The sequence below is a fragment of the Paenibacillus sp. TY11 genome, assembly GCF_059772165.1.
Map to the genome: position 1 here is coordinate 22,368 of NZ_JCBAIQ010000023.1, position 21,372 is coordinate 43,739.

The window sequence follows — 21,372 nt, forward strand, 5'->3', positions numbered from 1 at the left end:
AATTTCACCAACCTTTTTCCGAATCGGTTTGATACATAAGGGTAGCCCGTACATCTGCAATAAGGTACAGCGTGCCGGACACCACCCCCAGATCTTCCGCTTCCGTATGTGACTGAAGCAGACTGAGTGCCTTTTTCCAGTCACCTTCTACAATAATTTTTAAATCCGTTTTGGCATAAGACGGCCGCAGCTTCTCCACGAGATGAGCCAATTCAGCGGCATTCATTTTGCGGCGAAAATCGGGCTCGGTCAGGATAAGCGTATCCACTAGTGGCAGTATATGCTGCAAGTATGCTTCATGATGCTTGTTTGACAGCATCCCCATCATTAAAACCATTTTTTTGTACGAATATAGTTGAGGAAGACTCTTGGCCAGCGTCTGTGCCCCTTCTGGATTATGAGCCCCATCAAGGACAATTCTCGGCGAGATACTGACCTGTTCGAGACGCCCTGCCCAGGCAGCTTGCCTAAAGCCCTCCAGCAGTTCGGCATCATCTAACACAAAAGCCATATACTGACGTAGAACTTCAAGTGCCATCATAGCCCCTGCCGCATTAGAACATTGGTGCTCGCCTAACAACGTGATGTCGATTTCCATATGTCGGAAGGGTCCCGCGAATGAAAAGGTCTGACCTGTTTCATCCCCGTTTAGCCGTTCATACGTAAATTGTTCTCCTGCCAGGTACAAGGTAGCCCCTTGCTTTGCCGCCGTTTCACGTATGACCTGAATAGCTTCGGGCTGGGAAACACAACTGACGACAGGTACACCCGGCTTGATGATACCGGCCTTTTCCCTTGCAATCTGTTCGAGCGTATCTCCCAAAATATCTGTATGGTCATAGCCGACATTCGTAATGATCGAGACGATTGGACTCACGATATTAGTTACATCCATCCTTCCCCCGAGACCTGTCTCCCATACCACAACATCTGGAAAAGCTACCGTAGCATAGTATAAAATAGCCAATGCTGTCGATACCTCAAACATCGTAGGTGATCCCAATTCACTGTCTGCGATTTCTTTCACCAACGGATACAAGCGATTGGCAAGCAAAACCAGCGTTTCATCGGGAATATCGGTCCCATTGAATTGAAAACGGTTCGTAAATCGGGTGATGTATGGAGACGTAAAAGTTCCGACATCGTAACCACATTTCAGTAGCACAGAGGTCAGGAAGGCACAGGTTGAGCCCTTACCGTTAGTCCCCGCAATATGCACAAATTTCAGATGTCGTTGCGGATCACCCAACATTCTCATTAGCTGTTCAATTCGTTCCAATCCGGGTCTGATACCAAACGGAATCAAGCCGTTAATCCATTCCACTGCTTCATCATAACTTTGTAAAGGAGCCGCGTCGCCGCCCCTGATCGTATCTGACATCCTCTTCACCTTCAGGTCATTTTATTGTGAGTGAAATTATCCCTTGAGTTCTTCAATACGTGCGATAACTTTAGCGCGCTTATCTGAGTAATCGGCTTGCTTGGCCTTCTCTTCCTCGATGACTTTAGCTGGTGCCTTCGCCACGAAGCCTTGGTTGGAGAGCTTTTTCTCCACGCGCTCCACTTCACTGTTCAAATGCTGAAGTTCTTTTTCCAGTCTGCTAATTTCCTGGGCAATATCAAGAAGTCCGGCTAACGGCAGGTATAGCTCTGCACCGCTAACTATAGATGTCATGGCTTTATCTGGAACGGTGAACTCTAATCCCGCGTCGAATTCAGACGTATTACAGAATCGGCGTACATATTCCCCATTACGGTTAATGATATCGAGAACGGCTTGATCGCCGGGTTTTATGAGCAATTCAATTTTTTTACTCATCGGTACGTTGACTTCAGCGCGGATATTACGCACAGCGCGAATCACGTCGATCAGCAAATTCATTTCTGCGACCGCATCCTTATCCTCGAAAGCAGGATCATAAACAGGCCAAGCCGCCAGTGTAATCGTTTCGCCTTCATGCGGAAGATGCTGCCATATTTCCTCGGAGATAAACGGCATGAACGGATGAATCATGCGCAGTGTCCGATCCAATACATATGCAAGTACGGACTGTGTTTTCTTTTTCGCCTCTGCATTGTCGCCATATAGGGAAAGCTTCGCAAACTCAATGTACCAGTCGCACAAATCATCCCAAATAAAGTTGTACAGAAGGCGGCCTGTCTCGCCAAATTCATAAGCATCTATTAGACGCGTGATGTCGCGTGAAGTTTCGTTTAGGCGATGCAGAATCCAACGATCAGCGGTGCTCAAATCACCGGTAATGTCTATATCTGCCGCAGTAACGCCTTCCAGATTCATCAGCGCAAAGCGTGACGCATTCCAGATTTTATTGGCAAAGTTACGGGCCTGCTCCACTCGCTCCCAGCGGAAACGAAGGTCTTGTCCCGGCGTGCTACTGGTGGAAATCATATAACGCATGGCATCGGTACCATATTGGTCGATCACGTCAAGCGGATCAACACCGTTGCCGAGGGATTTGGACATTTTTCTACCGTCCGCATCACGAACCAAACCGTGCATAAGTACGTCCTTGAACGGAATCTCTTCCGTAAACTCCAGTGCGGTAAAAATCATACGCGATACCCAGAAATAAATAATGTCATAGCCTGTAACCAGGACATTAGTCGGATAGTAGCGTTTGAGGTCCTCTGTCTGCTCAGGCCAACCCAGTGTCGAAAACGGCCACAAAGCCGAGCTGAACCAAGTATCCAGCACATCCTCATCCTGTTTTAGCTTTCTGCCGGCGTATTCAGGCAAAGTTGTAGGGTCTTCTGCCGATACAATAACTTCTCCGGTTTCCTCATCGTACCAAGCCGGAATACGGTGTCCCCACCATAATTGACGGGAAATACACCAGTCACGCACATTTTCAATCCAATGCAGATAAGTACGTTCAAAGCGATCCGGTACAAAGTTTACACCGTTACCAGCCTTCTGCACTTCAATCGCTTTAGCTGCCAGAGGCTTCATTTCCACAAACCATTGTGTAGACAGATAAGGTTCTACAACTACACCTGTACGCTCACTGTGGCCTACTTGGTGTACGTGCTCTTCAATACGAATCAGTACGCCCTGCTCTTTCAGATCAGCGACGATTTGCTTACGGCAATCGCTGCGATCAAGACCCTGATATTTGCCTGCTTCGGCATTCATCGTTCCCGTTTCGTCCATCACCGTAATTTGTGGCAACTGGTGACGTTGTCCCATTTCAAAGTCATTCGGGTCGTGAGCCGGTGTAATTTTAACCGCGCCGCTACCGAAATCTTTATCCACGTAGTCATCCGCAATAACCGGAATTTCCCGACCGATGATTGGAAGCACAAGCGTTTTGCCAATCATTTGCTTGTAGCGTTCATCTTCTGGATGTACAGCTACAGCTGTATCGCCCAGCATCGTCTCAGGACGTGTAGTGGCTACTGTAATAAATCCGCTACCGTCTTTCAGTGGATATTGCAGGTGATACAGATTTCCGTTCACCTCTTTGTATTCCACCTCAATGTCCGACAATGCAGTACGTGCAGCAGGGTCCCAGTTAATGATGCGTTTACCGCGATAAATCAGGCCCTTCTTGTACAGTTTAACGAATACTTCGCGTACCGCTTGGGAAAGTCCCTCATCCAGCGTAAAACGCTCGCGAGAATAATCGAGAGAAAAACCCATTTTCTCCCACTGATTATGGATGTTATCCAGATAAAGATCCTTCCATTCCCACACTTTCTCCAAAAACTTCTCACGGCCCAAATCATAACGTGTCAGGCCTTCTTCACGCAGCTTCTGCTCTACCTTTGTTTGGGTAGCAATACCCGCATGGTCTGCTCCTGGCAGCCACAAGGCATCATAACCCTGCATCCGCTTGGCGCGGATAATAATATCCTGCAAAGTAAAATCTAGAGCATGTCCAATATGCAACATACCCGTAACGTTCGGTGGTGGAATAACAATTGTAAAAGGCTCTGCCTCCGGATGTTGCCCAGCGCGGAAATAGCCCTTCTCCATCCACGTTTTGTACCATTTTTGTTCTGCTGATTTTGGATCGTACGTTGTTGGCATTTCCAAGGTTGTCTTGTTGTCTTGTTCTGACATATCAGGATACCTCCATGATTTTTCAATTGGCAAATAAAAAAAGCCCTTCATCCTCAAAGGACGAAAGGCTGTTCTCTCGCGGTACCACCTTTGTTTCACCCCTCGTGTATGTATCCACTGATCCATTACACATGGTGTGACACTTTATGCAGATAACGGTTGCGGACCGGCCTTATTCTACCGTGAACCTCTTACCTTCCGTAGGAATTAAATGAGGAACTGTTCAAACAGGCGACTCCCGGGTGACTTCGGCCAGTAGCTTCCTGCGGAACCTCACAGCGCTGCAATTCCACTCTCTGAAGGGCTTGCTGCCTACTCTTCCCGATCTCAGTCTTTCAATAACTATACCACATCATACATTTCCCATTGACTATAGTCAACACCCGCCGTGCATTTTTCAGCGACCGGATCAAGGGATATACAATACCTGCCCTTCTTCCACATGATGCTCCGCCAATCTGTTATACAGTTGAAGCTCTCGTGTGCTGAGCTGATAACGGTCAGCTATGGTTTCCAGTGTATCCTCACGCTGTACAATGCATAACCGCACCTTGCGGAAAGGCGTTTCATCCTGTGTATGGAAAAATAGGTTTTTCCACTTGGCATCCTCACGCTCTTCTTCGGCTTTCTGATTCTGATCCTGCGGCTCATGTTCCAACTGCTGCTGGTATTCCGCTTCCTTCACCGAACGGCTGGATTGGAGCAATGATGAGTAGACAACCGGGTCCGGCTCGTCTGCTCCTTCATCCTTTTTACTGTTAAGCGCCACGCGCATCTCTGGCTTATCCTCAGTAAAGGTGTCATGAACCTCGTGATTCACCTGCTCTGACGCTTCAGGCCTGAAGTCGAAGCCATCTACCTGACTCGCTTCCAACTGTGGCTCCAGATAGACTTCCGACTCTGTGGAAGGATGCGGTTCAGACAGTAAAGGGTCATATGCTACATTGGGAGATGCGGAAGATACTTTGGGCTCATTCCCCCCCGTCCATGCTTCCTCTTGCTGAAATCCCCACACTTCCGGTGACTCATGCTCATGCTTGACCTCGGGAGAGCTGTCTTCAACTGCTTTGCCCGTCCAAGGCTCATAGAATCGGTTCGGGTCTACTGCCGGCTCATAAGCTTGCTGTTCCGATGATGACTTCTGTTCCCCATGTTCCTCTGACGACTGCTCCCAGGAAACGTACTCCTGTTGTGCTGGCACTTTGTAGGAAAGTTCAGGGTCTGTAATGTGATCGGATGTCAAGTCTTGGGTAGAATAGGCCTCTTCCTGGCGATGCTCTCCATCGGCGGAAACGGATTGAGCCGGATGCTCAGGCGCATGCACCACGGTAAACTCCTCATCCAGCCAAACCGCCGTCTCCTCCGCGTGCGAGCTTTCCACCCCATGCAAAGAAAGAACGCCTGTAATGTTTAGACTGCGTAAAGAAAGCAGGTCCACATCAAAATTTTCAATCTCGACGGAGATATCTTCCAATCTCCCTACCCGGTTCAGCGGAATGGTAATTTCCACAGGGATCAAATGATGAAGCTCACTCGTGATCTGTTCAGGTGTGCGGTACACGCCCTCCAGCAGCAAATGCCCTCGCAAAGCGGCATGGTCGCCGTGGGTTACAACCTGAATGCGTGGCAGAAGCTCAATTTCCTCCAACTCAGCAATCCCGGCAGCTTCCTCCGTCAAATGAATGCGTTCATAAATATCAAAACGCAAGCCTTGCGGCTGATCATTCTGTTGTTTGTTCAAGGATGGCATCCTCCTTTGGGCAGTCTCCGCACATCCCCTGACACCTGTCAGACGCACGGAAACTCCATATTGCAAACCGTTTCTAGGTTCAAGTATATGCGCCAAAATAGAAGGCATGCCATCTTTTATAGCTGTTTGTGCAGCTTTTGAAAATCATCCGGCCAAGCATCCTCCACGGTAATCGTTTCGCCGCTCAGCGGATGGCTGAAGGTAAGACGCTCTCCGTGCAGCGCTTGCCTGCCAAAATCAGTAGCCCGGCCCCCGTATAACACATCCCCGAGCAACGGATAGCCAGCATGACTAAGATGTACGCGGATCTGGTGCGTCCGGCCTGTCTCCAGCGTCAGATATACGAGACTTATCGCATTTGGACCGCTCCCCCATACTTCCCCAAGTTCCACATGAGTAACCGCCTTCTGCCCGGTCGGAGATACACGACGACGCTGCTTGTGATGCCTGTCCTTGCCAATCGGCCAATCCAACGTCCGCAGCGATGAAGGCACTTTCCCTCGCACCAAAGCTACATAACGGCGGCCGATGTCCTTAGCCCTCATCTGCTCGTCCAGCTTGAGCAAGGCAAATTCATTTTTGGCATATAGCACCGGGCCCGTCGTATCCACATCCAAACGATGCACATGCCGTACCGCCGCATGAATGCCATTCATCTCATAGTAGGATGCGACAGCATGATCCAACGTCAGCGGGCCATCCTGTACAGCGCCGTCCGGATGTACTGCCATACCTGCTGGTTTGTGCACAACCAGGCAAAAATCATCCTCATACAGTACCTTCAAATCATACCAACGTGGGGTGATACCAAGGTTCATTACAGGAAAAAGGGCCAGCCGTAGCCGGTCCCCTGTAAGTTCAATCTCTTTTTCATGACGTAGTTTGCGCCACAGCTTTTCCGGTAATTCCAAACGGTTCAGCAACCACTGATCTACAGCATCAGCGCAATTTTCATCATCTGTGATTTCCCGTCCCGGTGTGATTTCCAGCCATGGCCCCCTTCTTTTCCAGCCACCTTGCCAGCTCATAGACGTTTGAGCGCGCGATAGTTCGCCTCAATGGTGGCATCGATATCCTCCACCGTATGTACGCCCGATACAAACATGCCCTCAAATTGAGACGGCGCCACACTGACTCCCTCATTCACCATTTCAGTAAAGTAACGGCGGAAGTGGTCCTGATTACTCGTTTTAGCTGTATCAAAATTGACAACCTTTTCTTCTGTAAAAAATGGACAAACCATGGAACCCACGCGATTAATCGAGACAGGGATACCCAGCTCGCTCGCATTACGTTCGAATCCGGCCTGAAGCCGTGCTGCCCGCTCTTCCAGCCGATCATATACTTCTGGTGTCAGCAATTTAAGTGTCGAGTAACCTGCTGCCATAGCCAGCGGATTTCCGCTAAGCGTACCCGCTTGATAGATTGGCCCCGATGGAGCAATTTGCTCCAAAATATCGCGACGTCCGCCGTAAGCACCTACAGGCAGTCCACCACCAATGACTTTGCCCAGACACGTAAGATCCGGCGTCACACCAAAGCGTCCTTGAGCCGAATGAAGTCCAACCCGGAATCCAGTCATCACTTCATCAAAAATCAGCAGACTTCCATACTGCCGGGTCACCTCACGCAGCCCTTCCAAAAATCCAGGCTGTGGCGGCACGACTCCCATATTTCCTGCTACTGGCTCGACAATAATTGCGGCAATTTCCTCGCCAAATTTTTCAAAAGCCAACTTCACCGAAGCCAAATCATTGTAAGGGACGGTGATCGTATGTGTGGCCACGCCTTCGGGTACGCCTGGACTATCGGGCAGACCCAGTGTAGCAACACCAGAACCAGCTTTAATCAGCAAGCTGTCCGCATGACCGTGATAAGATCCCTCAAATTTAAGGATTTTGCTACGACTCGTAAATCCGCGTGCGAGTCGAATCGCGCTCATTGTCGCCTCGGTTCCCGAGTTAACCATACGAACAATATCCATGGAAGGAACGCGTTCACATACGAGCTTGGCCATTTCAGTTTCCGCCAATGTTGGTGCGCCGAAGCTGGTCCCTTTTACCACAGCAGTCTGTAAAGCTTTAACAACTTCAGGATGTGCATGACCCATAATGAGCGGGCCCCATGAACATACATAGTCTATATAGGATTGACCATCAATATCATATACGCGCGATCCTTCACCACGGTCGATATATACAGGTGTAATCCCAACAGCTTTAAAAGCCCGAACCGGACTGTTTACGCCACCCGGAATATATTGTTTTGCCTCACCAAAGGCTGCTTTGGAGCGCGTATCCTTACGCACTGTTCGTTGTTCGTCGATCATTCTGACCACTCCTGTCTTCTGAAAATACACTTATTGCTTCAACCATCTTGCCGCATCCTTGGCGGAATAGGTAATAATCATATCTGCACCCGCACGCTTCATGCTTGTCAAAATCTCCAGCACCATCGCTTTTTCATCAATCCATCCTTGAAGGGCTGCTGCCTTGACCATGGCATATTCACCACTGACGTTGTAAGCCACCATAGGCAGATCAAATTGATCCTTAATCGTACGCATCACGTCCAAGTAAGAAAGAGAAGGCTTCACCATCAGCATATCGGCACCCTCCAGTACATCAGATTCTGCTTCTCTCAACGCTTCACGTGCATTAGCAGGGTCCATCTGATAGGATTTGCGGTCACCAAACTGCGGCGCAGAATCTGCGGCTTCCCGGAAAGGGCCGTAAAAAGCAGACGCGTATTTGACGGAATACGACATGATCGGAATATGTGAGAAGCCTTCCAGATCCAATCCCTGCCGAATCGCCTGTACAAAACCGTCCATCATATTAGATGGCGCGATAATATCCGCACCAGCTCTGGCCTGAGAAACGGCTGTACGTACCAGCACCTCCAGAGATTCATCATTCAATACTTCACCGCATACCTCACCATCATGCTCATGCATGTGCACCATACCGCAGTGTCCATGGTCCGTAAACTCGCACAAACAAGTGTCAGCCACAACCAGCAGTTCGGGATAACGTGACTTGATCAGACGAGTAGCTTCCTGAACAATACCATCGTCCACAAAAGCCGAAGTCCCCAAACTGTCTTTTGTTTCGGGTATGCCAAACAGGAGCACGGCGGGAATGCCAAGCTCACTAATTTCTTTCAGTTCTTCCTCCAGCCGATCCAGAGAAAAACGGTATACACCTGGCATAGAGCTTATTTCCTGTTTCACCCCAGTGCCAAATGTTACGTAGATCGGTTGGATAAAATCAGCAGGATTCAATACCGTCTCACGCACCATACTGCGGATTGCAGCCGACTGGCGCAAACGACGATGTCTGGTAAAAGGAATACTCATGATTACAAACCTCCATTTTTATACATTCATTAGTAAAAATAATAATTATAATGTCATAACAGTACTTGATTGTTTCCAGTCACATAACGATTGGATCAGACTTTCAATGGTCGCCTTTTCTGACATAAAACTGACGGTCAAACCGGCTTGGGTAGCTGTCTCACCAGTCAAGGGACCAATCACAGCGATCGTAACTCCCTCCAGCAGCGACAGCGGATCATTGATCCCCATTTGCCTGAGCGCTTCCAGAAAAAAGGTTACGGTCGATGAACTGGTAAACGTAATCGCGTGAATGGCGCGCTCCTCAAGCAGCTTGAGTAACTCATCATCCTGTGTGTTGGCCGCCAGCACAGTTTGATACAAATCAGCCTCGGTCACATGAAGTCCCATCTCCCTCAGCTTTTCTGGCAGCCATGCCCGAGCGAGATCACCTCTTGGGAGAAATACGTTCTGCCCTGCTTGCAAATCCTGCTCAAACCCTTCGAGCAAACCCTCTGCCTGAAAAGGGCCTTCGATCTGTTCTGCCTCAATTCCGTGCGTCCGAAGCGCGGCTGCTGTAGCTGGTCCGACTGCGGCAATACGCGCTTTGAACAGCGCACGTACGTCCTTACCCTGTTCCTTTAAGTGGGTGAAAAAGTATTCCACTCCGTTAACGCTGGTAAAAAACACCCAGTCATATTCAGGAAGTCGCGCAAATGCCTCTTTAATTTCCTGTTTGGTTGACTCGTCCGAAGGGGCGACCGTCTGAATAACTGGAAATTCATAAGGCTCGCCGCCAAGCTCCTCAATCCGGTGAACCAGACTGCTGGCCTGCGCACGCGCGCGAGTAACCAAAATCCGCTTGCCAAACAAAGGCATGTCCTCAGCCCATTTTAACTGTTCACGTTGATTGACCACTTCTCCGACAACGATGACGGCGGGAGGTTGAAAATTCGCAGCCTTCACCTTAGCTTCAATATCCGCCAGCGTACCCACCAGCGTATCCTGCTCGGCGCGGGTCCCCCAACGGATCAAGGCAACAGGAGTATTTGACGGCTTGCCGTGTTTTATCAGCTGTTCACTGATATAGCCAATCTTTGCTACACCCATCATAAAGATCAGTGTGCCCGTTGCGTTCGTCACTTTATCCCAATGAATACTTTTGTCGAGTTTATCGGGACTTTCATGACCTGTAATGATAGACAGCGATGAGGCCATATCCCGGTGTGTGACTGGAATGCCCGCATAGGCGGGCACACTGATTGCTGATGTGATGCCGGGTATAATTTCATAGGAAATACCATGTTTACGCAGTAGCCCAGCTTCCTCGCCGACTCGTCCAAATATAGTGGGGTCTCCCCCTTTAAGACGAACAACTGTTTTGCCTTCCAAAGCCAAATCCACCAGCAGCTGATTAATTTCCTCTTGCTTCATAGTGTGACGATCTGGCAACTTGCCGACATAGATTTTTTGGGCACCTGGCTTCATTAATCCCAAGAGACGCGGGCTTGCCAGTCTGTCGTACACAATGACATCGCCCAATTGAATGCATTCCCAACCCTTGACCGTAATTAATCTTGCGTCTCCGGGTCCTGCACCTACCAAATATACTTTTCCTGCCATGCTATCATCCCCTCACCTGCGCCAGAATCTGTTCCGCTCCTTTGGCTATCAAACTGGCCGCCACCGCTTCTCCCAGCTTTTGCGGATCATTTCCCTGGAGCGTTTCCTTCAAAATAACCTCGCCATCTGGCGAGCCTACCATGCCCGTGAGGCTGATTTCTTGACCAGCCCATACCGCATGAGCCCCGATCGGCACTTGGCACCCCCCATTTAAAACGCCCAGAAAGGTTCGTTCTGCCGCAACGGTAGCCGAGGTATCCCGGTCGTTGTAAAGGCGCAGCAAGGCCAATAGCTCTTCATCGCTCGCACGACATTCAATACCTAGCGCTCCCTGCCCAACCGCCGGCAAACAGTCTTCTTCCGGTATATAGGACGTAATTCGCTCTTTCCAGCCCATCCGATGCAAGCCTGCTGCCGCCAAAATGATAGCGTCAAAACCTTCCGTCTCCAGCTTTTTCAGACGGGAATCAATATTACCACGCACAGGCTCCAATTGTAGATCAGGTCGCATGGACTTGATTTGACTGGCTCTGCGCAGGCTGCTCGTGCCCACCTTTGCCCCTTGAGGCAAATCCTCCAGACTCTTGGCGCCCAATGTGATCAGGCAATCACGCGGGTCCTCACGGCGCGGCACAGCGCCGTTGACAAGCCCTTCCGGCAATTCGGAAGGCATATCCTTCATACTATGTACTGCCATATCAATCTCACCAGCCAGCATGGCCTGTTCAATTTCTTTGACAAAAAGCCCTTTGCCACCCACTTTGGACAAGGTTACATCCAATATTCGATCACCCTTGGTCAGGATTTTCTTCACGACAAATTGCAAATCCATTCCATACTCCGCGCACAGCGCGTTCAAATCTTCAATGACATGCCCGGTCTGAGTTAACGCCAGCGCACTCTGTCTGCTGCCTACCACAATTGTTCGCATGTTATTCCTCCTGATTTTGCGCAATCCATAGGTCTATTTCTTTTTCGGTCCAAGCCATAAATTCATGACGGCGTATTTGATCCAAAATTCCACTACTCGCCAAGCGCCTCAGTAGTTTGGTCCTTTGCTGCGGGGAACTTATCTTACGTTTGATGATCTGTCGCATATCGTGCATGAAATCCAGATATGGCTCGTATTCGCTACCAAACAACGTATCCAAAGCTGATGTAATATCAGCGGTCACAGCAGGGCCAGCCCCTTCTGTGGAAATACTAATCGTCAGTCTCCCTCGTCGAATGATTCCCGGCGTTATAAAGTCTCCCTCTTCCGATCGATCCGCCACATTTACCAGTATACCCCTTTGTCTGGCCTCATGCGCAACCTCATAATTCACTTCTCTCTGGTTCGTCGCCGCATATACAAGAAAGGCTCCCTGGAGGTCACCCTCGCGATATACGCGATTTACCCAGTGGAGCTGCTTGTGATCCGCCAGAACCTGTAAATCCGGCGTTATATTCGGGCTAATGACGGTAATGAATGCCCCACTTTCCATCATCCCCTTTACCTTTCGTTCCGCAATCCTACCGCCACCTACAACACAACAGATCTTATTCTTACAATTCAACGAAATCGGGACAAAATGCTGCAAAAGGCTTTTCACTCTCCCGTCCACTGATGAAATACAGACCAGGAATTCAGCAAAAAATTAAGAATCAATAGCGTGTAGCCCACCAATGCCCACTTTGCCATTACAAGCCCTGAACGCTGATTCAATCTTTTGCTCACTAAAAATATAATATACACGCACAAGGCAATCGCCGTCATCAGCACCTTGGTATCTAGCAAGAGACGCCAGCGTTCCTCGGCAATAATAGAAATAACGGCAACTACAATAGAGACTCCCAACAAAGGAGTACCAATCAACAGCGCCATATGCGTATACCGGTCCATCATTTCCAGACTCGGCAGGCGTCTGATCGTGTCATTCCATTTCTTTACTTTCAATTTACGATGCAAAAACAGATATAACCCCGAAAATACAGCTGCTACCGTCATCGCTACAAAACCAAGATTAGCCAGCGCAATATGAATCAGGAGCAGTCCATGCACTGTATGCCAATTTCCAAGCGGGTTATCGAGAGGCTCCATCCATATATTGTTGAGCACTAGCACTGCAAAACTAATAATATTAAGCAACAATACCGCAAATTCGGATCGCTGATAACGTGTCAGAATCAAAGAAATCAGTACCAAAATAACTGAGAACAGAAATAGAAAATCGTAGGTCACGAAAATAGGAAGATGCCCTTCATTCCAGGTTCTTATCCCCATATAAGCAAGCTGGAGCACCAGAACGACAACAAGAAGCCCTGTACCTGTCCGTTTAGCATTCGCATTGCGACGAATCCCATCCGAGAATACAAACAGAAGGCTCAGGGCAAAAACATAAATCATTGAATCATATATAAGCATGCCTGAAGCCACTTCTGTTCACCCACCTTTACAGGCTGGCCGGCGCAAACGACGCTGGCAAAGCCTGAGCCTGAACGGTTTTTTCATGAACACCGGCTTCCGGTTTCATTAACGCAGATGCATCGCTTTTATCTACTTTCTGAGCGGCGTCATCCAAACGATCCTCCAGAGCAAAAATGTGGCTAAACATGTCTAGGGCCTCATTTCCCTGCTTTTGGACAGCCAGTTCTTTTACCCGATTGATCGGATCATGCATCATCTGATTCAGCATACTTTTCGTCAAGCGGCTAATCACTTTGCGTTGCCGTTCATCCAGCTCGGGAAGCTTATTGAACAAGCTTTCCAATGTATCCTGATGTACAGACTCCGCTTTTTCCTGTAATGCACGAATCACCGGACGCACTCCCATCGTTTTCAACCATTGATAAAACTCGCTAAGTTCATCTTCGATCATATGCTCGATTTTTGTAGCTTCGGTACGGCGCATTTCCAAATTGCTCTCCACGATCCCTTCCAGATCATCAATATCGTACAGGAAAACATTCTGTAATTCACCAATAGCCGGGTCGAGATCACGCGGAACCGCAATATCAATCATAAACAAAGGACGAGACTGTCGACGTTTCATACTTGCTTCAACCCGAGTCCGATCCAGAATATAACCCTGGGCACCTGTCGAGCTAATGACAATATCCACATCCGCCAACCGATTCATGCCTTCCTCCATCGTAACCGGCGTTCCATGGAACTTGGAGGCAAGGTCTTCCGCACGGGACAGGGTTCGGTTTGCTACAATAACCTCAGCTGCTCCACCGCTGTACAAATGCTTAACAGTAAGCTCGCTCATTTTACCAGCACCGAGAATAAGTACCTTTTTATCGGTAAACATTCCGAAAATCCGTTTGCCCAGCTCAACTGCTGCATAGCTGACAGATACGGCGCTTTCTCCGATAGACGTCTCCGAATGGGCACGCTTGCCCAATGTGACGGCTTGCTTAAACAACATATTAAACCACGTTGCCGTAATTTTCTGGGATTGAGCCTGAAGAAAGGCGTTCTTTACCTGTCCCAAAATTTGTGTTTCTCCGATTACCATAGAATCAAGACCACAAGTCACACGGAACAAATGCCGAATCGCCTGCTCGTCCTCATATATATATAAATGTTGTGTAAATTGATCACGCGGAATGCCAAACCATTGCTCCATAAAACTGCGTATAAAATAACCGCACATGTGAAGGCGGTCCACCACAACATATATTTCAGTCCGATTGCAGGTTGCGACAACTACGCCCTCCAACACACTTTTGGTAAGTTTGAGTTGTTCCAGCGCTTTTGGCAAATCTTGTTCTGCAAATGTAAAACGCTCTCTGACTTCCACAGGCGCCGTACGATAATTCAACCCAACAACGACGATGTGCATTGCAAATTCACCTGCCTAAACTGTAATAAGAATAACCACTGTTATCATAAACTATGTTAATTATATCACAGAAGTCCGAATCTCCTCCGGCTGTTTTATGAATTGTTTATGAAAATTGGATGGCTTTCATGAACATCCAGCACGTTCTGTATGATTTGATTTAGTGTGAACCACTTTTAAAACAAATAACCATGGAAATGTTCCATGGTTATGATATAGGACGCACAAATGGCTCCATTGAGGACGATTTAAACCAACTCAGCCAGCTTGCACTCCGGGGATTCCACCTGAAGCTCTCCCAAGCCACGAATCAGCTTCTTCGCATATGTTTTTTTCGGTTTTAGAACGGATACCAGGTAATCAATAGCCAGCTGCGGATCAACAGTCTCACCGCAAGTATAACAATCAATAGCGGCAAATCCTCTCTCAGGATACGTATGAATAGAGAGATGACTCTCCGACAACAGTACAAGCACGGTAGCTCCCTGTGGTTCGAATTGCTTGGATTGAACAGACATCACCGTTGCTCCGCAAGCTTCAGCAGCTTCAACTAATTGAGCCTCCAAAAACTGCGCATCATTCAGTAATTCAAACTCAACACCCCAAGTATCTACGGCAACGTGTCTTCCGAAAGTTGAGTACTCCAATTCCATCTTTCGGTTCCCCCTTCCTAGGAATAAAATGTTTGAAAAAAATTTCATCCGCTAGGACCTACGTCATTCACTTCCCGAGGGATAACCTCTCGCAACATTCAATGTCCTGAGTGAATCCTGGTTCCTATATTCATTTTCAACGAGATTAAAAATAACATCTATGTGCAGCAAATGCAATCATTTTTTTGGAATAAATAAGCCCCTTTCGGTAACGAAAGGGACTACACTGCATAACGATTCATTCCAGATGTTCAAGCCTTTTTAGGCTTCCAATGCAAATAATTTGGAGCAACTCATCCGAAGCTTCTGATCAATCTGTTCCAGCTCCGAGAAAGTGCGTGCCAAATTCCGCTGGTCAAGCAACGAATTAATGAGATTATATACTTCTGATATTTCATTTTCGACGTTCTGATGCTGAAAAAGCTGTTGCAGTTCCTGCACTGTATTTTTATATTCAAACACCAGACTGGAGCCTTCGGCATTCTTTTCCATAATTTTGCGAACCGCACCTTCATTATAAAAATACACCATAGTGAATCCTTGATACATTCGGTAAACAATGCCTTCACCCTTAAAGCGAACAAAAAGTTTGCGTATAAACAGGGTTAGTTGCGGATGAATTAAGCGGCAAGTCAATTCACAGACAAACGCTCCCTCTTTGGCTTCAAAAAACAAATGAACTTCCTCACCCGCAATATGCTCCAGAACGATTTCCTGTCCTCCGTTATCCAGAACTTTAATCCGGTAATGCACCTGGGGATCATCCACTGCTCGCAAAAATTCGTCCATTTGGGTTTCTGACAAGGTCAAAGTGGTTTTTACATACTCTGTGGCTAACCGCTGAGCCATACCAATCTCCTCAATTCTTTCTGAACCTTTAGTTTAAGCTTTATGTTTTATTATACATCAGACCTGCAGCGCTTTTCTTGCTCATCAAATCATAAATTTCCGCCATACATCGGAAATAAACAGAAAATGATGGGGTTGAGACTGCATTATCCCTCATATACTCACTTTTCTGCTTAAATTCCATGAGTTCCTTTAGTTATTATATATTATTCCCACCAATTTAGTGAGTTTAATATTTTTTGAAGCCCGAATCATGAAAAAGGGACGCCCTCAAGGACGTCCCTAACCTTACAATTCCGTCTGCTCTTCGTCGTCATTCTCTATATAGCTGGAGATGACAGACCACAGCTCTTCCTTGCCCATACCTTCTTCGGATGAAAAGGGGATAAACAATCCCCCGGGAAGTATTCCGAGTTCCTGCTTGATTACCTTATAATGCTTTTCCCGCCGTGTTTTGGGGATTTTATCTGCCTTCGTGCCTACAACACATACGGGAAGCCCATTATGACGCAGCCAATCATACATCATGATATCATCCTTGGACGGCGGATGACGCAAATCTACCATTTGAAGCACCAGTTTGAGTGGCTCACGCTCCAGCAAATAAGACTCAATCATCTGCCCCCAAGCTTTACGGGATGTTTTGGATACCTTAGCGTAACCGTAACCGGGAAAATCGACAAAATAAAGATCATCATTAATCCGGTAATAATTGAGTTGCTGGGTTTTACCCGGCGTAGAACTGGTACGCGCCAAATTTTTACGGTTAATCAACCGATTAATCAGTGAAGACTTACCAACATTGGAGCGCCCTGCCAGAGCAATCTCTGGCAAAGCGTCCACAGGAAACTGATCGGGACCAACCGCACTTATTATAAATTCTGCTTTTGTTACTTTCATTGTGTTCTTAATTCCTCTCTAATGTACCCTTGCCTGCTCAACCAAAGCATGCTTTAGCACCTGATCCATATGGGCAACGGGGACAAATTCAACATCCTGCCGGATACTGTCGGGAATATCCTTCAAATCCCGTTCATTATCTTTGGGAAGCAGAATTTTTTTGTAGCCTGCCCGATGGGCAGCCAGCGACTTCTCTTTCAAACCACCAATCGGCAATACGCGACCGCGCAGGGTAATTTCGCCCGTCATAGCTACATCCTTGGATACGTGACGGTTGGTCAAAGCCGAAATTAATGCTGTAGCAATAGTAATTCCCGCAGATGGACCATCCTTCGGAATCGCTCCCTCAGGAATATGAATGTGAATATCATTTTTCTCATAAAAGTCTAGCTCAATGCCCAGATCGACTGCTTTGGACCGAGTGTAGCTGAATGCCGCCTGTGCAGATTCCTTCATAACGTCTCCCAGTTTACCTGTAAGAATCAGTTTCCCGCTACCGGGTACGACCGTCACTTCAATCATCAGTGTTTCACCACCGACCTCTGTCCATGCCAAGCCTGTAACCGTACCGATCTGATCCTCCAGTTCTGCTACTCCGTAACGGAATTTAGCGATACCCAAATAATCTTTCAGATTATCCGGTGTGATTTGAATTGGCCCTTCGCCACCGGATACAACTGACTTCGCCGCCTTGCGGCATAGAGAAGCCATTTGCTGTTCGAGATTCCGCACACCGGATTCACGGGTATATTCGCGAATGACACGCAGCAGCGTATCCTCCCCGATGACCAACTGTTCCTCGTCCAAGCCATGCTCTCTCTTCTGCTTGGGCAATAGATACCGATTGGCGATTTCCAGCTTCTCCAGTTCGGTGTAGCCAGGAATATACAGCGTCTCCATGCGATCCATTAGTGGACGTGGGATGTTGTGCGCAGCATTGGCTGTCGTTACAAACATCACGTTGGACAGATCAAATGGCAGCTCGACAAAATGGTCGCTGAACGTATTGTTTTGTTCAGGATCAAGCACTTCGAGCAATGCCGCCGATGGATCCCCCCGAAAATCGGAGGCCATTTTATCAATCTCATCCAGCAAAAAGACCGGATTAGACGTTCCTGCGGTCTTCATTCCCTGAATGATCCGCCCCGGCATCGCGCCAACATAAGTCCGGCGGTGACCACGGATTTCCGCTTCATCCCGCACACCTCCGAGAGAGATGCGGACAAATTCCCGACCCATGGATTTGGCAATCGAACGAGCCAGCGAGGTCTTACCGACCCCTGGCGGACCTACGAGACACAGAATCGGCCCCTTAATGGTCTTCACCAGCTTGCGCACAGCCAAATACTCCAGTACCCGCTCCTTGGGCTTATCCAGTCCGTAGTGGTCGTTATTGAGCACCTCTTCGGCTTTGACGATATCCAGATCATCATCGGTAAACTTGTTCCATGGCAAGCTTAACAGCCAATCGACATAATTACGGATGACGCCACCCTCGGCAGAGCTTGCCGGCATTTTTTCCAGACGGTCGATTTCCTTTTCGACCTTCTCCTTCACCGGAACAGGCAACTCCAATTCACTCAGCTGGTTGCGTAGTTCTTCAACTTCTCCTGCGCGACCTTCCTTCTCGCCAAGTTCCTTCTGAATCGCCTTCATTTGTTCACGCAGATAATACTCCTTCTGCGTCTTTTCCATCTGCTTCTTCACACGCTGGTTGATTTTACGTTCCAGCTCCAGTACTTCACGCTCATTGTTCAAAATATCCAGAAGCTTCTCCAGACGCTGAGTAACGTCGATCGTCTCCAGTATATCCTGCTTTTCCTTAATTTTGAGCGTCAGATGGCTTGTGATCACGTCTGCAAGCCGTCCCGGCTCCTCAATATCAGATACCGCAGCGAGTGTCTCCGGTGTTACCTTTTTGGACAAGTTGATATAATGCTCGAACTGAGTTAATACAGTGCGCATAAGCGCATCCGTCTCAGGCTGTACATTTTCTGCCTCGTGCAGCTCCTTCGCCATTACCTCGTAATATTCTTCATTGTCCGTATATTGAATAATCTCGGCACGTTCCAGCCCTTCCACCAATACTCGAATGGTTCCGTTGGGAAGCTTGAGCATCTGGCGTACCTTGGCTACCGTGCCGACTCGAAAAATGTCCTCTTGTGTGGGTTCTTCAATATTTACTTCTGATTGAGAACACAGGAGAATCAAATTGTCTTCAACCATCGCTTTTTCCAAAGCCTTGACCGATTTTTCCCGGCCCACATCGAGATGCAGAACCATGCTCGGGTAGACCAGAAGTCCTCTTAAAGGCAGCAAAGGAAAACGACGACCTTTTGTCTTGGTGGGTCCCATCGCTTTCGCACCTCCAGTGATTCTCAGGTTCCGGATTTTACAATCCTCACGTTGCTATCTTTCATATTTTATCAAATGTTTTATGAAAAAACCAATGAAAGGGTAGTTCATTAGCAAGATCCTGTATCTGATATCGTCCCGTTATGCGTCCCATCAGCCTGTAACAAGGAAGATTGGGATGGGCGAAAAGTCTCAATTGGCGCATGTACAGGCGAATCCGACGTCATCTCTTCCCCGAACACATGACGGAACACCTCGGTAACCGATTGTACGGGGATGACTTTTAAACCCTCAATGCTGTCAAAAAGAGCTTGCCAGTTGTCCTGCGGAATGATCACTTTTTTGGCTCCTGCCTGAAAAGCAGCTTCAACCTTGGCTAATACACCGCCAATCGGCTTAACACGGCCATGGATGCTAACCTCGCCAGTCATCGCAATTTCGTGATCCACCGGAATCCCCCGCATCGCAGAAGCAATAGCTGTTGCCATCGCAATCCCTGCCGACGGGCCATCTACTGGCGTACCCCCGGGAAAATTGATATGCAGATCGTAATTCGACGGAGACAATCCGAGCGTACGCAAAACGGTCAGAACATTTTCCACAGAACCTTTAGCCATGCTCTTACGGCGCAGTGTGCGGGACCCACCTCCGATTTCTTCCTCATCCACGACCCCCGTAATATTATAGCTTCCCTTTCCTTCAGGAACCGGAACCGCGGTAACTTCAATTTCCAGTAACATACCCATGTTTGGACCGTATACAGCTAATCCGTTAACGAATCCGATTTGCGGTAAGCCCGGTATTTTCCGATCAGGACGTGGTTGAATTTGACTGCTACCCGCTACCCATTCCACGTCGGAAGCATTGAGACGTTCCCTTTTCTCGGTAAGTGCCAAACCAGCAGCAAGCTGGATCATATTGACTGCCTCCCGGCCGTTCGTCGCGTAACGCTGTACGACTTCTACCGCCTCAGGACAAGGGCCAAAGCCTAGCTTGTGGACAGCATCCTCAGCAATACGAGCAATCTCCTGCGGCTGCAGGGCACGGAAATAAATTTCCATGCACCGGGAGCGAATAGCTGGTGGCAGCTCATGCGGCGAACGAGTCGTCGCACCTACCAAACGAAAATCCGCTGGCAAACCGTTTTGGAAAATATCGTGGATATAAGCAGGAGTATGCGAATCTTCCGAATTGTAATACGCACTTTCCAGAAATACCTTGCGATCCTCCAGCACTTTCAACAGCTTATTCATCTGCGTTGGATGCAGCTCGCCAATCTCATCAATGAACAGCATACCCCCATGTGCCTTCGTTACAGCTCCGGGTTTAGGTTGCGGGATACCCGCTACACCCATCGCTCCTGCCCCTTGATAGATCGGATCATGTACTGAACCAATCAACGGGTCCGCAATACCCCGCTCGTCAAAACGTGCCGTCGTGGCATCAATCTCCGTGAATTTGGCATCTCCCTTGAACGGGGAGGACAGATTCTTCTTAGCCTCTTCCAGTACCACGCGCGCAGCAGCCGTCTTGCCTACACCGGGGGGACCATAAATAATAACATGCTGCGGATTCGCACTACATAACGCCGCCTTAAGCGCGCGCAGTCCGTCCTTCTGACCGACGATATCCTGTAACGTGGCAGGCCGTGTGCGTTCAGCCAACGGCTTGGTAAGTGAAATAGAACGTAATTTCCGCAGCTTATCCAATTCCTTCCGGGATTCCCGGTCCACCGCACTACGGTTCGTTTTCTGGCTCCGCAGGAGGTTCCAGAAATACAGACCGATGACAATCCCGAAAAACATTTGCACCAATAACAAAATCATAGTCAAGTCCATCGCATTTCCTCCGTTTCTCATCTCAGCAATTTGAAAAATGCCGCTCTATGAAAGACAGTATTTCCTTTTCCGCGATAGCTAAACGGCAGTCTTTCAAAAGATCAGAGAGAAATACAAAAACACCGCGAAGAACAGTTCTGTAGCAGAGCTGCTCTC

General features: G+C 48.2%; 16 protein-coding genes. All 16 read right to left on the reverse strand.

Annotated features, from left to right (window positions below):
* Positions 1 to 4 precede the first annotated feature (4 nt).
* Positions 5 to 1,381 (reverse strand): bifunctional folylpolyglutamate synthase/dihydrofolate synthase, encoded by a 1,377-nt coding sequence (locus AC6EJC_RS21840; RefSeq protein ID WP_444955771.1) that lies wholly within the window; start codon positions 1,379 to 1,381, stop codon positions 5 to 7.
* Positions 1,382 to 1,417: 36 nt separating this feature from the next.
* The gene (locus AC6EJC_RS21845) at positions 1,418 to 4,084 is read right to left on the reverse strand and encodes a valine--tRNA ligase (RefSeq protein ID WP_444955772.1); all 2,667 of its coding nucleotides are present in this window, start codon (positions 4,082 to 4,084) and stop codon (positions 1,418 to 1,420) included.
* 409 nt (positions 4,085 to 4,493) lie between these two features.
* Positions 4,494 to 5,825 carry a LysM peptidoglycan-binding domain-containing protein gene (locus tag AC6EJC_RS21850; RefSeq protein WP_444955773.1) on the reverse strand — a complete coding sequence of 444 codons (1,332 nt, stop codon included), beginning with the start codon at positions 5,823 to 5,825 and terminating at the stop codon, positions 4,494 to 4,496.
* Between the two features lie 125 nt (positions 5,826 to 5,950).
* A complete protein-coding gene (locus tag AC6EJC_RS21855) occupies positions 5,951 to 6,862 on the reverse strand; it encodes an RluA family pseudouridine synthase (protein WP_444955774.1) in 912 nt (303 codons plus the stop codon).
* Positions 6,859 to 8,163: a glutamate-1-semialdehyde 2,1-aminomutase gene (gene hemL / locus AC6EJC_RS21860; RefSeq protein ID WP_444955775.1), complete on the reverse strand. Its 1,305-nt coding sequence runs from the start codon at positions 8,161 to 8,163 to the stop codon at positions 6,859 to 6,861. The genes AC6EJC_RS21855 and hemL overlap by 4 nt, the downstream gene beginning before the upstream one ends.
* Before the next feature lie 30 nt (positions 8,164 to 8,193).
* Positions 8,194 to 9,192, reverse strand: coding sequence for a porphobilinogen synthase (gene hemB, locus AC6EJC_RS21865; RefSeq protein WP_444955776.1), 999 nt, complete (start codon positions 9,190 to 9,192; stop codon positions 8,194 to 8,196).
* 45 nt (positions 9,193 to 9,237) lie between these two features.
* Positions 9,238 to 10,794: a uroporphyrinogen-III C-methyltransferase gene (gene cobA / locus AC6EJC_RS21870; RefSeq protein WP_444955777.1), complete on the reverse strand. Its 1,557-nt coding sequence runs from the start codon at positions 10,792 to 10,794 to the stop codon at positions 9,238 to 9,240.
* Positions 10,795 to 10,798: 4 nt separating this feature from the next.
* Entirely contained in the window at positions 10,799 to 11,725 is a 927-nt protein-coding gene (hemC, locus tag AC6EJC_RS21875) for a hydroxymethylbilane synthase (RefSeq protein ID WP_103050160.1), read from the reverse strand.
* A 1-nt stretch (position 11,726) separates the two neighbouring features.
* On the reverse strand, positions 11,727 to 12,374 hold the full coding sequence (locus tag AC6EJC_RS21880; RefSeq protein ID WP_103050159.1) for a precorrin-2 dehydrogenase/sirohydrochlorin ferrochelatase family protein: 648 nt from the start codon (positions 12,372 to 12,374) through the stop codon (positions 11,727 to 11,729).
* Between the two features lie 8 nt (positions 12,375 to 12,382).
* On the reverse strand, positions 12,383 to 13,210 hold the full coding sequence (gene ccsA, locus AC6EJC_RS21885) for a cytochrome c biogenesis protein CcsA (protein WP_061828817.1): 828 nt from the start codon (positions 13,208 to 13,210) through the stop codon (positions 12,383 to 12,385).
* A gap of 16 nt (positions 13,211 to 13,226) precedes the next feature.
* Positions 13,227 to 14,621 carry a glutamyl-tRNA reductase gene (gene hemA / locus AC6EJC_RS21890; protein ID WP_013311616.1) on the reverse strand — a complete coding sequence of 465 codons (1,395 nt, stop codon included), beginning with the start codon at positions 14,619 to 14,621 and terminating at the stop codon, positions 13,227 to 13,229.
* Between the two features lie 248 nt (positions 14,622 to 14,869).
* Positions 14,870 to 15,268, reverse strand: a complete 399-nt coding sequence (speD, locus tag AC6EJC_RS21895; protein WP_025365654.1) for an adenosylmethionine decarboxylase — start codon at positions 15,266 to 15,268, stop codon at positions 14,870 to 14,872.
* 267 nt (positions 15,269 to 15,535) lie between these two features.
* A complete protein-coding gene (locus AC6EJC_RS21900; protein ID WP_444955778.1) occupies positions 15,536 to 16,123 on the reverse strand; it encodes a non-ribosomal peptide synthetase module in 588 nt (195 codons plus the stop codon).
* Between the two features lie 288 nt (positions 16,124 to 16,411).
* Positions 16,412 to 17,023, reverse strand: coding sequence for a ribosome biogenesis GTP-binding protein YihA/YsxC (yihA, locus tag AC6EJC_RS21905; protein ID WP_013311619.1), 612 nt, complete (start codon positions 17,021 to 17,023; stop codon positions 16,412 to 16,414).
* 18 nt (positions 17,024 to 17,041) lie between these two features.
* Positions 17,042 to 19,378, reverse strand: a complete 2,337-nt coding sequence (lon, locus tag AC6EJC_RS21910; protein WP_023989969.1) for an endopeptidase La — start codon at positions 19,376 to 19,378, stop codon at positions 17,042 to 17,044.
* Between the two features lie 110 nt (positions 19,379 to 19,488).
* Complete coding sequence (lonB, locus tag AC6EJC_RS21915) at positions 19,489 to 21,216, reverse strand: ATP-dependent protease LonB (protein ID WP_444955779.1); 1,728 nt, start codon at positions 21,214 to 21,216, stop codon at positions 19,489 to 19,491.
* Positions 21,217 to 21,372 lie beyond the last annotated feature (156 nt).

What these genes read in the sequence shown, in the direction of transcription:
- AC6EJC_RS21840 (WP_444955771.1), bottom strand. Translation starts at nt 1,381, where the DNA reads ATGTCAGATACGATCAGGGGCGGCGACGCGGCTCCTTTACAAAGTTAT.
- AC6EJC_RS21845 (WP_444955772.1), bottom strand. Translation starts at nt 4,084, where the DNA reads ATGTCAGAACAAGACAACAAGACAACCTTGGAAATGCCAACAACGTAC.
- AC6EJC_RS21855 (WP_444955774.1), bottom strand. Translation starts at nt 6,862, where the DNA reads ATGAGCTGGCAAGGTGGCTGGAAAAGAAGGGGGCCATGGCTGGAAATC.
- hemL (WP_444955775.1), bottom strand. Translation starts at nt 8,163, where the DNA reads ATGATCGACGAACAACGAACAGTGCGTAAGGATACGCGCTCCAAAGCA.
- hemB (WP_444955776.1), bottom strand. Translation starts at nt 9,192, where the DNA reads ATGAGTATTCCTTTTACCAGACATCGTCGTTTGCGCCAGTCGGCTGCA.
- cobA (WP_444955777.1), bottom strand. Translation starts at nt 10,794, where the DNA reads ATGGCAGGAAAAGTATATTTGGTAGGTGCAGGACCCGGAGACGCAAGA.
- hemC (WP_103050160.1), bottom strand. Translation starts at nt 11,725, where the DNA reads ATGCGAACAATTGTGGTAGGCAGCAGACAGAGTGCGCTGGCGTTAACT.
- hemA (WP_013311616.1), bottom strand. Translation starts at nt 14,621, where the DNA reads ATGCACATCGTCGTTGTTGGGTTGAATTATCGTACGGCGCCTGTGGAA.
- AC6EJC_RS21900 (WP_444955778.1), bottom strand. Translation starts at nt 16,123, where the DNA reads ATGGCTCAGCGGTTAGCCACAGAGTATGTAAAAACCACTTTGACCTTG.
- yihA (WP_013311619.1), bottom strand. Translation starts at nt 17,023, where the DNA reads ATGAAAGTAACAAAAGCAGAATTTATAATAAGTGCGGTTGGTCCCGAT.
- lon (WP_023989969.1), bottom strand. Translation starts at nt 19,378, where the DNA reads ATGGGACCCACCAAGACAAAAGGTCGTCGTTTTCCTTTGCTGCCTTTA.
- lonB (WP_444955779.1), bottom strand. Translation starts at nt 21,216, where the DNA reads ATGGACTTGACTATGATTTTGTTATTGGTGCAAATGTTTTTCGGGATT.